Origin of the sequence: Rhodococcoides navarretei, assembly GCF_038069675.1 — a bacterium.
Taxonomy (GTDB): Bacteria; Actinomycetota; Actinomycetes; order Mycobacteriales; family Mycobacteriaceae; genus Rhodococcoides; species Rhodococcoides navarretei.
In genome coordinates this window covers 5,264,104-5,277,776 of the sequence record NZ_JBBPCN010000001.1, presented here as the reverse complement: position 1 = coordinate 5,277,776, position 13,673 = coordinate 5,264,104, and the positions used below count along the sequence as shown (strand labels likewise).

The following is a 13,673-nucleotide window of genomic DNA, read 5'->3' as shown; positions in this document are numbered from 1 at the left end:
GCTCTTCCACCGTGGCCGATCAGTCCCTGTCCTCCGTTTCCGACGAGCACACCGATGCCCGGCGGGAGAGGTTGCTGGCCGGAGCGGCGGTGACGCTGCGTGAACTCGCTCCGGTGTTGACTCCGCTCGGCGCGCTGTTCGCCGCGGCCGGGCACGAGCTCTACCTCGTGGGCGGAACGGTGCGCGATGCGGTTCTCGGTCGACTCGGAACCGATCTGGATTTCACCACCGACGCCAGGCCGCAGGACGTTCAGGCGCTGCTGGCGGACTGGGCCGACCATCAGTGGGACACCGGTATCGCGTTCGGAACCATCAGTGCGGCCAAGGACGGCCAGACGATCGAGATCACCACCTATCGCACCGATTCTTACGATCAGATCTCCCGCAATCCCGAGGTGCAGTACGGCAACAGCCTCGAAGAAGATCTCGTTCGACGCGATTTCACCGTCAACGCCATGGCGGTCCGTCTCGGAGCCGACGGCGGGCAGGAGTTCGTCGATCCGCTCGGCGGCATGGACGCTCTGCTCGAGGGCGTACTCGATACCCCGTCGGCACCGGAAACCTCGTTCGGTGACGATCCACTGCGCATGCTGCGGGCCGCTCGGTTCGTCTCCCAGCTCGGATTCACGCTGATGCCTCGGGTGCACCGAGCCATCGAGGACATGGCCGAGCAGATCGACCGCATCACCGCCGAGCGAATTCAGGTCGAGCTGGACAAGCTGATACTCGGCGACTACCCGATCGACGGCATCGACGTGATGTGCGAGACGGGGCTGGCCCAGCGCATCATTCCCGAGGTTCCCGACATGAAGCTCGAGATCGACGAGCATCACCAGCACAAGGATGTGTACTGGCACTCGCTGACGGTGCTCAAGCAAGCGATCGATCTCGAGGACGGCGACCCCGATCTCGTATTACGTTGGGCCGCATTGCTGCACGACATCGGCAAGCCCGATACGAAACGAAACGAGCCGGGCGGCGGGGTCAGCTTCCATCACCACGAGGTCGTCGGTGCCAAGTTGGTGCGAAAGCGTATGCGCGCGTTGAAGTATTCGAAGAAGATGATCGAGGACGTCTCGCATCTGGTGTTCCTGCATCTGCGTTTCCACGGCTACGGCAAGGGTCAGTGGACCGACTCGGCCGTGCGCCGCTACGCCACCGATGCCGGCGAGCTACTTCCCAAGCTGCACAAACTGGTTCGAGCCGATTCGACGACGAGGAACAAGCGTCGAGCTGCGGCTCTGCAGGCCACCTACGACGATCTCGAAGAGCGCATCGCCCGCATCGCCGAGCAGGAGGATCTGGCGCGGGTTCGGCCCGACCTCGACGGCAACGCGATCATGGAGTTGCTGAACATTCCGGCCGGACCCGACGTGGGCAAAGCCTGGAAATTCCTGAAGGAACTGCGCCTCGACCGGGGTCCGCTCTCCCGCGAGGACGCCGAAGCCGCGCTGCTCGAGTGGTGGCCGACGCAGTAGCGCGTCCCGCGCACGTGCACGAAACTTCGTAGCCCACTACGAATTTCCGCTCACGACGAGCGAAGCTCGGCCTTGACCAGATACACGTTGTAGCTGTCCCACTCCGAGACGGTGAAGTACAGGTCGTTCGCCGTCGACCACGGGTGGATGAAGCCGCCGTAGGTCTTGGGGTACTCGGCGGTGTCGATCAGGGTGGTCGGTGCGGTCCACTGGCCCTGCGGCGAATTCGATTCGCGCAGAACGATGTCGCCGCGTAGCGGATCGAGATACGTCATCCGCCAGAGGCCACGGGCTTCGTCGTGATGGACCGACAGTTCCCCGGCCATACCGTCGGCGATGGGGGTGGCGTCGTTCGATCCGACCGGAGCCCAGGTGCCGTTCACCCAGTACTGGTAGGCGGTCTTGTTCAGCACGTCCGCCTTCGGGACGCGGGCGAGCCCGACCTGCCCGGCGCGTCCGTTGACGGTGCCGAACATGTAGACGTACTCCCCCGCCGGAACCATCGTCGAGACCTGGAACTTGGAGAAGCCGAAGAGGTTGTCCCACTTGGCATGCTCGTCCTTCACCCAGGTGGACCCGTTGTCGTCCGAGTAGGCGATGCCGCCGTAGTTGGTCCACCACATGCCGGGAATCGTGCTCCAGCGTCGAATGGACATGTAGGACATGTACTGCCGGTCGTCGATCGCGAAGCCGGAGGTGGGGATGACCGTGGTCTCCCAGTTCTTGATCTTGCGCGACGGCAGCAGTTCGGCTGCGTGACAACGCGAATCCTGCACCATCGAATCGAGGGTCATACCGTCGGACAGGTCGGTGTCGGTGCTGTGTCCCAGCACATTCGAGCGCCAGTCGTCGCCGCCGACGACGCCGAATTCCCAGCCCTTGCCGAACGAATCGCCGAACGCAACGGCCACCTCGCCGGGCTTGCTCTCCCACATGATGCCGAGATCGGTGCCGTCGACCTGCCAGCGCTTGTCGGTGCGGTTCTCCGATCCCGGTCCGGTCAGCTGTGAGACGACCTCGACGTGTCCGACGGCAGGTTCCACCGGCGGTACCGTCGTCGGGCCGGGCTCCGCCGCGGTGACGGCGGGAGCGGGCGGCGGGGTGCCCGGGGCACCACCGGGGCCGGGAATCGGGATGGGAATGGGTTCGGCCTGCGGGTCGATCTCGATGCGTGGAAACGGCAGATGGTCAGCAGAGCCGGTTCCCGATGTCGGGGAGTCGGCGTCGTCGGTGAGATCTGGGCACGGGTCCGAGCATGGGTCGGTCAGCGGTTCCGCCTGCACGCGGGTGTTGTTCGGGGCCGGGTCGGGGACCGGCACGAGTTCGATCGACGGATACGGCACGGGGATCACCACGCGGTCCGGCAACGGTGGCAGCTGCGGCGGATTGCCCGGCCCGATGGGCTCGGGTGGGTAGTCCTTGGGGTCGAATCCTGTTTCGCCACAGGAGTTCACCGGCGGCGGCGGGGCTGCGAACGCGGGGGGCGCAGCAAGAACAGCAGTACCTGCGGCAACTGCGAGGATGCAGCCGATCGACGTCGTGCGGCCGTACATGCGGTGCCCCCGTGTTCTCCGACGAAACCTGTCGGTCCGATACGGAAAGATACACCACGTCAGCGGCGTGCGCGCCTGGTGTTCAGCACCGCCGCGGCCAGGCCGAGGGCGTAGATTCCCGCTCCGACGAACACCAACGTGTGCGCGGTGGGGTCCCGACTCAGATCGGTCGTGTCGGGGCCGACCGCGAAGGCTGCAGCGGCGAGGGCGGCGACGAACGCCACGTTGAACACGGTGTCCTGCAACGCGAAAACGCGGCCACGATGGTCGTCGTCGATCTCGATCTGCATGGCAGCGTCGCCGCTGAGTTTGACGGACTGTCCGGCGATGCCCAGGAGAAAGGCCCCGATCAGCAGGCTGGTCTGCGTCAGGCCCGAGACGGCTCCGAGTTGCGCCACGATGGCGAGCACCAGTGCGGCAGCGATCGTGCGGGTGCGCCCGAACCGCGGAACGGCGAAGGGGGTGATCAGGGCGGCGAGGAGCATGCCCACCGCCGTGGCACCGACAGCGATACCGAAGCCGGCGAGTCCGCCGGGAAGCGAGCTCTCTACTGCGCTCTCGCGAAGTATCAACACCATGATCAGGGTGTTGATGCCGAACACGATGCGGTGTGCGCCGATGCCGAGCATCGCGGTCGTGACCCCGGCGGAGCGCCAGACGGCCTGTGCGCCCGATTTCAATCCTGTCGCAACGTCTTTCAGGGGACTGTCGGTGTGGCTCCCGATGCCCGGTCCCAGAGATCGCGGGCGGAACCGCGCGGCGGCGGCAGCCCCGACGACCGATCCGGTCGCCGCGAGACCGACGGCGATACCCGAGCCGAGATCACCGGCGCCGACGACACCGATCACCGCGACCGCAAGGCCCGCACCTGCCGCTGCGAATCCGGATCCGACGGTGGCCAGAACCGAGTTCATCGGCACCAGCCACGATTGTCGAACCACGTGGGGCAGCGACGCCGACGCCCCCGCGAGCACGAACCGACTGAGACCCACGGTGGCCAAGGCCAACAGCAACAACGGTGTCGCGTCCACCCCGGCGCACAGCAGTACCGCAGTGGTGATGATCAGTACGATGCGAACGATGTTGGCCCACAGCAGGACCGACCGACGGTCCCAGCGGTCGAGCAGCGCTCCGGCGAACGGTCCCACCAACGAGTACGGGACGAGCAGCACTGCGAATCCTGCTGCGATTTCGGCCGGATTCGTCGCGCGCTCCGGATTGAACAGAATGGCACCGCTGAGCGCTGCCTGGAACAACCCGTCGCCGAACTGACCGGCGAACCGAACGGTCGTCAGCTTGCCGACCCCCGGGGATTCGCGCAGTCGGGTACGGAAGGAGGCGTCGTTCACCGACGGGACTTTAGCCCCCGCCCGTCATACGGAGACGGCGGGAGTCGCGGCCCACCACTTCATCGTTGCGGCCGCACCGTCGCCGAGGGGCGTGGGCTGCTGACCGAGGATCGCCTCGCTACGGCTCGAGTCGAGGAGGTAGGGGTAACGGAACTGGTAGAGGGTGTCGCCGAGTTCCTTCATCGGACCGGGCACCGTACTCAGAAGTCGCAGTGCCAAGGTCGGAATGACGCCGACTTTCGGGGTCGGTACTTGTGCTGCGGCCGAGAACATCTCGATCATTGCGCGCTGCGACACCGCGGGTGCGGTCGGTGCATGCAGGACGGTGTTCCACATCGACGGTGACGCCGCGGCCGTGATCATCGCGGCGGCCAGATCCGGGACGTAGGTGAACGAGTGGGGCAGATCGGCAGAGGCCACGACGCGGATCGGCTTACCGGTCAGAATGGGTGTGATCACCCGTTCACCCATGTGCGACGTCAACACGCGCGGTCCGTAGAAATCCGAGGCGGCGACGCTGACGGTGGGGGTTGCGTGCGCGTCGCGTGCGGCGAGGAGTTGGGTTCGTACTCCCAATTTCCGGAATGTCGCGTCGCGGGGTGAGTCCTCGCGGATCGGTCCGTCGACCCGGCCGTAGGCGTACAGACTTTCGGGGAACGCGACGACGGTGCCCGCGGCCGCGTCGAGCACGCGGTTCTCCATCACGGCGAGCTTGTCCCGCCACACCGCGTTCTCGTACGCGACGTGGGTGCAGTGGTAGACGGCGGTGGCACCGCTCAGGTGGGGTCGAAGATCGTCGGATTCGATGTCGACGGCATGGCGTTCGATCATCGGGTGCTCGGGTCCACTGCCGGTACGGGTGAGCACCCGCACCGAATGGCCCAGCGCAGCGAGCTGTTCGGCGACCGTCCAGCCGACGGGTCCGGCTCCGGTGACGACGTGAAGTTCGGTCATGATCGCTCCATTCGAGGTAAGTGAGAGCGGTGCTCTCTGATCTGTCGAGTGTGCACCCGTCTCGTCAATAAAGCAAGAGCACTGCTCTCTCGAAAGAGCAGGAGTTACTGTGAGGGCTATGGCGAGTACTCCCCGCACGCGAGCCCGTGCGCAGACCCTGGCCGACATCACCCGCATCGGACGCGAACACCTGGCCGCGGACGGCGCGGCGGCCCTGTCGTTGCGCGCTGTCGCACGGGACCTCGGTGTCGTGTCCTCGGCCGTCTACCGATACGTCGCCAGTCGCGACGAGTTGCTGACCCTGCTCGTCGTCGACGGATACACCGAGCTCGGGGACACCGTCGACGCAGCGGTGGACGCGGCCGACGGACCCAAGGAGAAGTTCCTCGCGCTCGGCCGGACGGTTCGGCAGTGGGGCTTGCGGGAGCCGGCGCGCTACGCGTTGCTGTTCGGCAGCCCGGTGCCCGGCTACCACGCCCCCGCGGAGCAGACCACCGGGCCCGGAACCCGCGTGATCAGCACGTTGGTTGCCGTCCTGCATTCGGCATGGCAGACCCGGCGCCTGGACGTCGAGGCCGATCCGCCCGAACTGGCGTCCCTGCACGGCAGCTTCGAGGAAATCCGCCGGGAAATGGGAACAGACCTGCCCGACGAGCTGATAGCACTGGGAGTGATGGTGTGGGCGTCGTTGTTCGGGGCCATCAGTTTCGATGTGTTCGATCAGTACGGTGCCACGACGTTCGCCAGCAGGGACGACCTGTTCGAGTACCAATTGGGATTGTTGACGAAGATCGCCGGGCTCGACTAGGAGCAGGGGCGGGAGTGGAGCCTGCGGAACGGCCCGTGGAAGGCGGGAGTGGAGCCTGCGGAACTACCCATCAGAACTGGCCGCGTCGCTTGCGCCACATCCGCGGGTGCGCGGTGCCACAATGACTAGCGTGGCAGCGCATGCGGAGGAACCCGAGGACCAGACGGCATCGGCCTTACGCGATGTCCGTCCCGGCAGTCTGCTGGTGTCGTCCATCGAACTCGTAGAGCCCACTTTTCGACGCACCGTCATTTACATCATCGAACACAACGACGCGGGCAGCCTCGGGGTGGTGATCAACCGTCCCAGCGAGACCGCGGTGCAGAACGTACTGCCAAACTGGTCCGAACTGGCGGCAAAGCCGCAGGCGCTGTACGTCGGTGGCCCGGTCAAGCGCGATTCGGCCCTGTGTCTGGCGACGCTGCGGACCGGCGTCTCGATCGACGGCATTCCCGGTCTGCGACGCGTCGACGGCCGAGTGGTGATGGTCGATCTCGATTCCGATCCTGCCGATATCGCGCCGTTCGTGGAAGGTGTGCGGATCTTCGCGGGGTACTCGGGCTGGACGTTCGGTCAACTCGAAGGCGAACTCGACCGAGACGACTGGATAGTGTTGTCTGCCTTGGCTTCCGACGTGATCGGCCCGCCGCGCGTAGATCTGTGGGCGCAGGTCTTGCGACGACAGCCGATGCCGTTGGCGCTGTTGGCATCCCACCCGATCGACGTCGACCGTAACTGAGAGCGGCTGCGCCGCACGTGCGCGAAAGTTCGTAGCAGGCTACGAATTTCCGCTCACATGGGCACGCTCAGTGAGAGAAGGCCCTAGCGCTCGAGTGCCCGCCTGATTTCAGTCCAGCGATCACCTCGTCGATGGCTATGCACAGCATTCGACCCAAGTCCGCACTGAAGCCTTCTCGGACGACGATTCTGAGTACGGCGACGTCGGTTGCGTTGTCGGGCATCGTGTATGCCGGTACCTGCCAACCGCGAGCGCGTAGTTCGTGGGACACGTCGAAGACGGTGAACTCGCAGTGTGCTTTCAGCATGAACGACAGCACGGGGATGGCCGATCCGTCGGTGATCACCTCGATATCGGGGTGTTCGTCGAGGTGCCGGCTGACGCGAACTGCTGTGTCGCGCAACGCTTTCATGATGTCGGTGTAGCCGGAGCGGCCCAGCCGTAGGAAGTTGTAGTACTGCCCGATCACCTGGTTACCCGGCCTGGAGAAGTTCAACGTGAAGGTGGGCATGTCTCCGCCGAGATAGTTGACGCGGAAGACGAGGTCCTCGGGCAGGTCTTCCTTCGTACGCCAGACGGCGAATCCGATTCCCGGGTAGGTCAGTCCGTACTTGTGGCCGCTGGCGTTGATGGACTTGACGCGAGGCAACCGGAAATCCCATTCGAGTTCCGGATACAGAAACGGAACGACGAATCCGCCACTGGCCGCGTCGACGTGCACCGGTACGTCGGGCCCGCCACCGCCGGCGATCTCGTCCAGTACGGCGCAGATCTCCTGCACCGGTTCGAGTTCTCCGGTGAACGTGGTGCCGAGGATCGCGACGACGCCGATGGTGTTTTCGTCCACCGCGTCCCGAACCTGTTCCGGGGTGATGACGTACCGTCCGCGCTCGACGGGGAGGTACTTGGGCTCCACGTCGAAGTAGCGGCAGAACTTCTCCCACACCACCTGAACATTGCTGCCCAACACCAGATTCGGAGTGCCGGTACCCGCTCCCCTGGCCCGCCAGCGCCACTTGAGTGCCAAGCCGGCCAACATGACGGCTTCACTGGATCCGATGGTCGACACACCCGTGGCCGACGACGGGTCCTCGCGATCGAGTCCGGGCGCATTGAACAGATCTGCGACGATGTTGACGCAGCGTTCCTCGATGGCGGCGGTGGACGGATACTCGTCCTTGTCGATCATGTTCTTGTCGAACGTCTCGGCCATGAGCTTCTCGGCCTGTGGATCCATCCAGGTGGTGACGAACGTGGCCAGATTCAGTCGCGAGCTGCCGTCGAGCATCAGTTCGTCGTGGATGTAGCGGTAGGCGGCTTCGGGATCGAGCTGATCCTCGGGAAGTCTGAGTGCGGGTACAGGATCGGTGGCGAGCCGGCCGGTGTAGGCCGCAGAGACGATACCGTCGGCATGAATTTTCCTGGTCATCGTCTTCTCCCGTGATCGGCTCGACTGTCACCCAATCTAGTCCGCGACGCTGCTCACCGGGCTCTGTTCTGGTTCCGGTCGTCGCGCGAAATGCTGAGCGATCACGGTGCACACCATCAGCTGAATCTGGTGGAAAATCAACAGCGGCAGCACGATCAGTCCGACGGGTTGGCCGACGAACAGCACTGCGGCCATCGGCAGCCCGCTGGCGAGGCTCTTCTTGGAGCCGCAGAACAGCAGTACCAGCCGATCCTCGAAGGCGAAGCCCAACCATTTGCCGCCGTACCAGGTGATGGTCAGCACCAGGGCGAGCAGCGCAGTGCACACTGCGACGACGACGCCGATGCGCCACACCGCCACCGAGGACCACACGTTCTGGTTCATCGATTCGCTGAAGGCGGCGAAGACGACCAGCAGGATCGAACCGCGGTCGACGAGTTTCGTCGGCGCGCTGTGCCGGGTGAGCCACCCCGTCACCCAGGGCCGGATCAGCTGACCGACGGCGAACGGGAGCAACAGTTGGACCACGATGTCGAGGATCGAGCTCGGGTCGATGGTCACCGAACCGGTGGTGGTCATCAGGGCGATCACCAGCAGTGGGGTGACGAACACACCGATGATGTTGGAGAACGAGGCACTCACCACGGCACCGGCGACGTTGCCGCGGGCGATGGAGGTGAAGGCGATCGAGGACTGCACGGTCGAGGGGACCAGGCACAGGAACAGCATTCCGGTGTAGAGGTCGTCACTGATCACGCCGGGGACGAGAATTCGCAGGGCCAGCCCGAGGGCCGGGAACAGGAGGTAAGTACACGCCAGGATCACCGAGTGCAGTCGCCAGTGCTTGATGCCGTTCCAGGCGTCGCGCGGTGAGAGTCGCGCGCCGTAGATGAGAAACAGCAGGGCGATGGCGATGCGCGTGACCCAACCCAGTACGTCCTCCGCCGTGCCGGTGGCCGGGAAGAGGCTCGCCAGCGCTGCGACCGCGAAGATCCCCAACAGGAAGGGATCCAACACGGTATCCCGCAACAACTTCACTCGGCTAACTTAATCCACCGTTGTGCTGCGGGTGCGGGCGGTCAAGCTGTTCAGGGTGCCGGCAATCGCGTCGGCCTGGTCGGAACCGATGGTGAGCCGGTCGCCGTTGGCGAAGGTGACAAAGGCGGCGGGGCCCGATTCGGTCGCGACGGCATAGTTTCCGCGTCCCTTGGCCCGCAGACCCCAACCGCCGAAATCCTTCGACGGGTCGACCGTCCGAACGGATGCCCCGGTGATCTCGTCGATGTCGTAGTCGAATGCCGCCATCCCCAGGCTCGAGACATAGAGGCCGTCGCTGTCGATGTGCACGGTGAAGCGCAGCAGCGACAGAATCAGAATCGTCAGCGGGACGAAGAGAATGATCGGCCATGGCGAGCTGGTCAGGTAGCACGTCGTGGCGGCTCCGGCGAGAGAAATCACGACGACAGTGATACCGGCGGCACGACTGGCACCGACGCGGACCACCAAGGGGAGTTCGGGATTGCAGCGCGGGAGATCGGCGTGCGGCGAGGACGTGGCGACGACGCGTTCGCGGTGGTCGCGCAGCTTGGACGCACCGAACAGCCCGGCAGCGAACCCGACGACGGTTCCCACCGCCATGGCCCAACCGGGGATGGTGACACTCTGCGAGGTCGCCATGTCGAGCTCGCGAACAAGGGTCGCGATCTGCAGCACACCGATCGTCCCGACGACGGTCAGCCCGATGATCAGCATCGTGCGCCGCATGATCAGCAGCACCCGAGCCAAGGATGCGACGGCGCTGCACCCGCCGCCCACCAGTACGATTGCGATCGCGAGGGTCCAGGCGTTGGAGAGCGGGTTGGAGAAGTCGTCCGGTTCGGTACCGCTGAAGTGGGTGGCGACCTGGTCCGGTAGACGGCCCTGCCACAGGTAGGCGAGGACGAGACACAGGGCAGCGACCGCAAGGGGAACGGCGACGCCGAAGACCACCCCAGCGGGATCGAATGTGCGTGACGCCCTCGTCTTCATCTGCTCAGCTCGGCTGGCAGGCGTCCTTGAGGCTGCACGAGATGCACGACTGTCCGCATCCGTCCGCCTCGGCGGGGGCCGGGACAGCGGCCGCGGCGCGGGCCCCGATGGACCCGCCGGCTGCGGCGATGAACAGCGCGGCCACGAGGGCAACGACCACTCCGACGACCGCTGCGATGCCGTTCAGTGCGAGTGCGGCTACGCCGCCGATGGCCAGTACCAGCGCAGATGCGGCGGTAGTGGGCCCGGCGACACGGTTCGCGAGGACGAACGTCTCGTCGTCGCGCATTGCCTCGGGGGTACGGACACCGGCGAAACGATTGCGCGGGAGCCGGCCGAGCAGCGACAGGGCAGCGACAGCCCCGACGACGAGGGCGAGCACGAACAACACAACCGAGACGATGACCACCTGGCCAGGATACGGCGCTGTGAGGTCCTGGTACCAGGCGGGCCGCGTCACACTTTAGGCTGGTAGGTGTGACCGATTCCGTTGAAGCACCCACCGAGTCCGCTCCCGAGTACCGCTACACAGCCGAACTCGCCGGGCGCCTCGAGCAGCAGTGGCAGGATCTGTGGGAGACGCAGGGCACGTTCGACGCGCCCAACCCGGTCGGAACGCTCGCCGGAGAGGTCCCCGAGGACAAGCTGTTCGTCCAGGACATGTTCCCGTATCCCTCGGGCAGCGGGCTGCACGTCGGCCATCCGCTCGGCTACATCGCCACCGACGTCTTCGCGCGCTATCACCGCATGCAGGGCCGCAACGTGCTGCATGCGCTGGGCTACGACGCGTTCGGTCTGCCCGCCGAGCAGTACGCCGTGCAGACGGGCACGCACCCCCGCAGCACCACCGAGGACAACATCGTCAACATGCGACGTCAGTTGCGACGCCTGGGTCTCGGCCACGATCGTCGACGCTCCCTGGCGACGACGGACGTCGACTTCTACCACTGGACACAGTGGATCTTTCTGCAGATCTTCAACTCGTGGTTCGACGCGGACCTCGGTAAGGCGCGGCCCATCGCGGAACTGGAGGCGGCGTTCGCCTCGGGTGAGCGGGCCTTGGACGACGGCCGCCCCTGGGAGTCGTTGACCGTCGGCGAGCGCCGCGAGGTGATCGACGGCTTCCGCCTGGTGTACGAGTCCAACTCGATGGTCAACTGGTGCCCCGGCCTGGGTACGGTGCTGGCCAACGAGGAGGTCACCGCGGACGGACGCAGCGACCGCGGAAACTTCCCCGTGTTCCGAAAGAACCTGCGGCAGTGGATGATGCGGATCACCGCGTACTCCGACCGGCTGGTCGACGACCTCGAGTACCTGGATTGGCCCGAGAAGGTCAAGACCATGCAGCGCAACTGGATCGGACGCTCCCGCGGTGCGCAGGTCTCGTTCTCCGGCATCGAGGTGTTCACCACTCGCCCGGACACTCTGTTCGGCGCGAGCTACGTGGTGCTCGCCCCCGAGCACGAACTGGTCGACGGGCTGATCGCTCCCGAGTGGCCGGCGGATGTCTCCGACACGTGGACCGGCGGGGCCGCCACTCCCGCGGAAGCCGTTGCGGCATATCGCGCGTCGATCGCCGCCAAGTCCGATCTCGAGCGGCAGGAGAACAAGGAGAAGACCGGCGTCTTCATCGGCGCCTACGCGACAAACCCGGTGAACGGCGAGCAGGTGCCGGTGTTCATCGCCGACTACGTACTGACGGGCTACGGCACCGGTGCCATCATGGCCGTGCCCGGCCACGATGCGCGTGACTGGGAGTTCGCCACCGCGTTCGGTTTGCCTGTGCGCGAGGTCATTTCGGGCGGCGACGTCACCGAGGCAGCGTACGTCGGTGACGGCGCGCTGGTGAACTCCGGCTTCCTCGACGGTCTGCCGGTCGACGAGGCCAAGGCCGCCGTCATCGCGCGCCTGGAAGCGGACGGCACCGGTCGCGGCACCATTCAATACAAGCTGCGCGACTGGCTGTTCGCCCGCCAGCGCTACTGGGGTGAGCCGTTCCCGATCGTCTGGGACTCCGAGGGCAACCCGCACGGCCTGCCGGATTCTGCTCTGCCGGTGGAGCTTCCGGAGGTCGAGAACTACGCACCGGTCTCGTTCGACCCGGACGACGCGAGCTCCGAGCCGTCCCCGCCACTGGCCAAGGCCGCCGAATGGGTGAACGTCGAACTCGATCTGGGCGACGGACTGCAGACCTACACCCGCGACACCAACGTCATGCCACAGTGGGCCGGTAGCTCCTGGTACCAGCTGCGCTACATCGACCCCACCAACTCCGAGGCCTTTGCGGACCCGGAGAACGAGAAGTACTGGGTCGGGCCGCGTCCGGAGATCCACGGGCCCCACGATCCGGGCGGCGTCGATCTCTACGTGGGTGGCGTCGAGCACGCGGTGTTGCACTTGCTGTACTCGCGCTTCTGGCACAAGGTGCTCTTCGATCTGGGTCATGTCAGTTCGAGCGAGCCGTACCGTCGGCTGTACAACCAGGGCTACATCCAGGCGTACGCGTACACCGACGCGCGTGGGGTCTACGTGCCCGCGGCCGAGGTCGTCGAACGCGACGGCGGCTACTTCTATCAGGACCAGCCCGTCAACCGTGAATACGGCAAAATGGGTAAGTCCCTGAAGAACTCGGTCTCGCCCGACGAGATCTTCGTCGAGTATGGTGCCGACACCTTGCGGTTCTACGAGATGTCGATGGGCCCACTGGACACCTCGCGCCCCTGGGCGACCAAGGATGTCGTCGGCGCGCAGCGATTCCTGCAGCGGGTGTGGCGACTGGTGCTCGACGAGGTGACCGGCGAGGTTCGCGTCACCGATGCCAAGCCCACCGAGGACACGCTGCGGGTACTGAACCGCGTGATCGACGGTGTGCACGCGGATTACGCTGCGCTGCGCGACAATACGGCCGGTGCCAAGCTGATCGAGCTGACCAATCACATCACCAAGGCGTACCCGGACGGTGCGCCGCGTGGGGTGGTGGAACCACTGATCCTGATGCTCGCTCCGCTGGCACCGCACCTGTCCGAGGAACTGTGGAGCAAGCTCGGTCACGAGAAGTCGTTGGCGCACGGGCCTTTCCCGCGCGTGGAGAAGAAGTGGCTCGTCGCCGATACCGTCGACTACCCCATCCAGGTCAACGGCAAAGTCCGCAGCCGCATCACCGTCTCTGCCGATGCAACGAAGGACGACGTCGAGAAGACGGCATTGGAAGACGAGAAAATCGTGGCCCTGCTCGACGGGAAGGCCCCGACCAAGATCATCGTGATCCCGGGTCGCATGGTGAACATCGTCCTGAAGTAACCCCCGCCTCCGCCGAACTCGAAGTTATGGATGAA

11 protein-coding genes are annotated in these 13,673 nt (G+C 65.4%); 4 read left to right on the top strand and 7 right to left on the bottom strand.

Annotation, left to right across the window (positions count from 1 at the left end):
* The first annotated feature begins 11 nt into the window (after window positions 1-11).
* Window positions 12-1,478 (top strand): CCA tRNA nucleotidyltransferase, encoded by a 1,467-nt coding sequence (locus AABD04_RS24910; protein WP_341442897.1) that lies wholly within the window; start codon window positions 12-14, stop codon window positions 1,476-1,478.
* A gap of 50 nt (window positions 1,479-1,528) precedes the next feature.
* Here AABD04_RS24910 and AABD04_RS24905 read toward each other — a convergent pair whose 3' ends face one another.
* Genes AABD04_RS24905 through AABD04_RS24895 form a run of 3 tightly spaced genes read right to left on the bottom strand, consistent with a single transcriptional unit; the run spans window position 1,529 to window position 5,334 of the window.
* Window positions 1,529-3,031: a DUF4185 domain-containing protein gene (locus tag AABD04_RS24905; protein ID WP_341442896.1), complete on the bottom strand. Its 1,503-nt coding sequence runs from the start codon at window positions 3,029-3,031 to the stop codon at window positions 1,529-1,531.
* Window positions 3,032-3,090: 59 nt separating this feature from the next.
* Window positions 3,091-4,380 (bottom strand): MFS transporter, encoded by a 1,290-nt coding sequence (locus AABD04_RS24900; protein WP_341442895.1) that lies wholly within the window; start codon window positions 4,378-4,380, stop codon window positions 3,091-3,093.
* Between the two features lie 24 nt (window positions 4,381-4,404).
* A complete protein-coding gene (locus tag AABD04_RS24895; RefSeq protein ID WP_341442894.1) occupies window positions 4,405-5,334 on the bottom strand; it encodes an NAD-dependent epimerase/dehydratase family protein in 930 nt (309 codons plus the stop codon).
* A gap of 118 nt (window positions 5,335-5,452) precedes the next feature.
* Here AABD04_RS24895 and AABD04_RS24890 point away from each other — a divergent pair, with 118 nt between their 5' ends.
* Entirely contained in the window at window positions 5,453-6,142 is a 690-nt protein-coding gene (locus tag AABD04_RS24890) for a TetR/AcrR family transcriptional regulator (RefSeq protein WP_341442893.1), read from the top strand.
* Between the two features lie 121 nt (window positions 6,143-6,263).
* The gene (locus tag AABD04_RS24885) at window positions 6,264-6,881 is read left to right on the top strand and encodes a YqgE/AlgH family protein (protein ID WP_341442892.1); all 618 of its coding nucleotides are present in this window, start codon (window positions 6,264-6,266) and stop codon (window positions 6,879-6,881) included.
* 67 nt (window positions 6,882-6,948) lie between these two features.
* Here AABD04_RS24885 and AABD04_RS24880 read toward each other — a convergent pair whose 3' ends face one another.
* Genes AABD04_RS24880 through AABD04_RS24865 form a run of 4 tightly spaced genes read right to left on the bottom strand, consistent with a single transcriptional unit; the run spans window position 6,949 to window position 10,747 of the window.
* A complete protein-coding gene (locus AABD04_RS24880; RefSeq protein WP_341442891.1) occupies window positions 6,949-8,310 on the bottom strand; it encodes a glutamate decarboxylase in 1,362 nt (453 codons plus the stop codon).
* A gap of 36 nt (window positions 8,311-8,346) precedes the next feature.
* Window positions 8,347-9,348 carry a bile acid:sodium symporter family protein gene (locus AABD04_RS24875; protein ID WP_341442890.1) on the bottom strand — a complete coding sequence of 334 codons (1,002 nt, stop codon included), beginning with the start codon at window positions 9,346-9,348 and terminating at the stop codon, window positions 8,347-8,349.
* A gap of 9 nt (window positions 9,349-9,357) precedes the next feature.
* On the bottom strand, window positions 9,358-10,338 hold the full coding sequence (locus AABD04_RS24870; protein ID WP_341442889.1) for a DUF1648 domain-containing protein: 981 nt from the start codon (window positions 10,336-10,338) through the stop codon (window positions 9,358-9,360).
* Between the two features lie 4 nt (window positions 10,339-10,342).
* Window positions 10,343-10,747, bottom strand: a complete 405-nt coding sequence (locus tag AABD04_RS24865) for an SdpI family protein (RefSeq protein WP_341442888.1) — start codon at window positions 10,745-10,747, stop codon at window positions 10,343-10,345.
* Window positions 10,748-10,815: 68 nt separating this feature from the next.
* On the opposite strand from AABD04_RS24865, the gene leuS reads away from it, so the two are divergent.
* Window positions 10,816-13,638, top strand: a complete 2,823-nt coding sequence (gene leuS, locus AABD04_RS24860) for a leucine--tRNA ligase (RefSeq protein ID WP_341442887.1) — start codon at window positions 10,816-10,818, stop codon at window positions 13,636-13,638.
* The last annotated feature ends 35 nt before the right edge of the window (window positions 13,639-13,673 follow it).

Excerpts from the sequence above, each read along its gene's own strand:
- AABD04_RS24905 (WP_341442896.1), bottom strand. The coding sequence starts at position 3,031 with ATGTACGGCCGCACGACGTCGATCGGCTGCATCCTCGCAGTTGCCGCA.
- AABD04_RS24895 (WP_341442894.1), bottom strand. The coding sequence starts at position 5,334 with ATGACCGAACTTCACGTCGTCACCGGAGCCGGACCCGTCGGCTGGACG.
- AABD04_RS24890 (WP_341442893.1), top strand. The coding sequence starts at position 5,453 with ATGGCGAGTACTCCCCGCACGCGAGCCCGTGCGCAGACCCTGGCCGAC.
- AABD04_RS24885 (WP_341442892.1), top strand. The coding sequence starts at position 6,264 with ATGACTAGCGTGGCAGCGCATGCGGAGGAACCCGAGGACCAGACGGCA.
- AABD04_RS24880 (WP_341442891.1), bottom strand. The coding sequence starts at position 8,310 with ATGACCAGGAAAATTCATGCCGACGGTATCGTCTCTGCGGCCTACACC.
- AABD04_RS24870 (WP_341442889.1), bottom strand. The coding sequence starts at position 10,338 with ATGAAGACGAGGGCGTCACGCACATTCGATCCCGCTGGGGTGGTCTTC.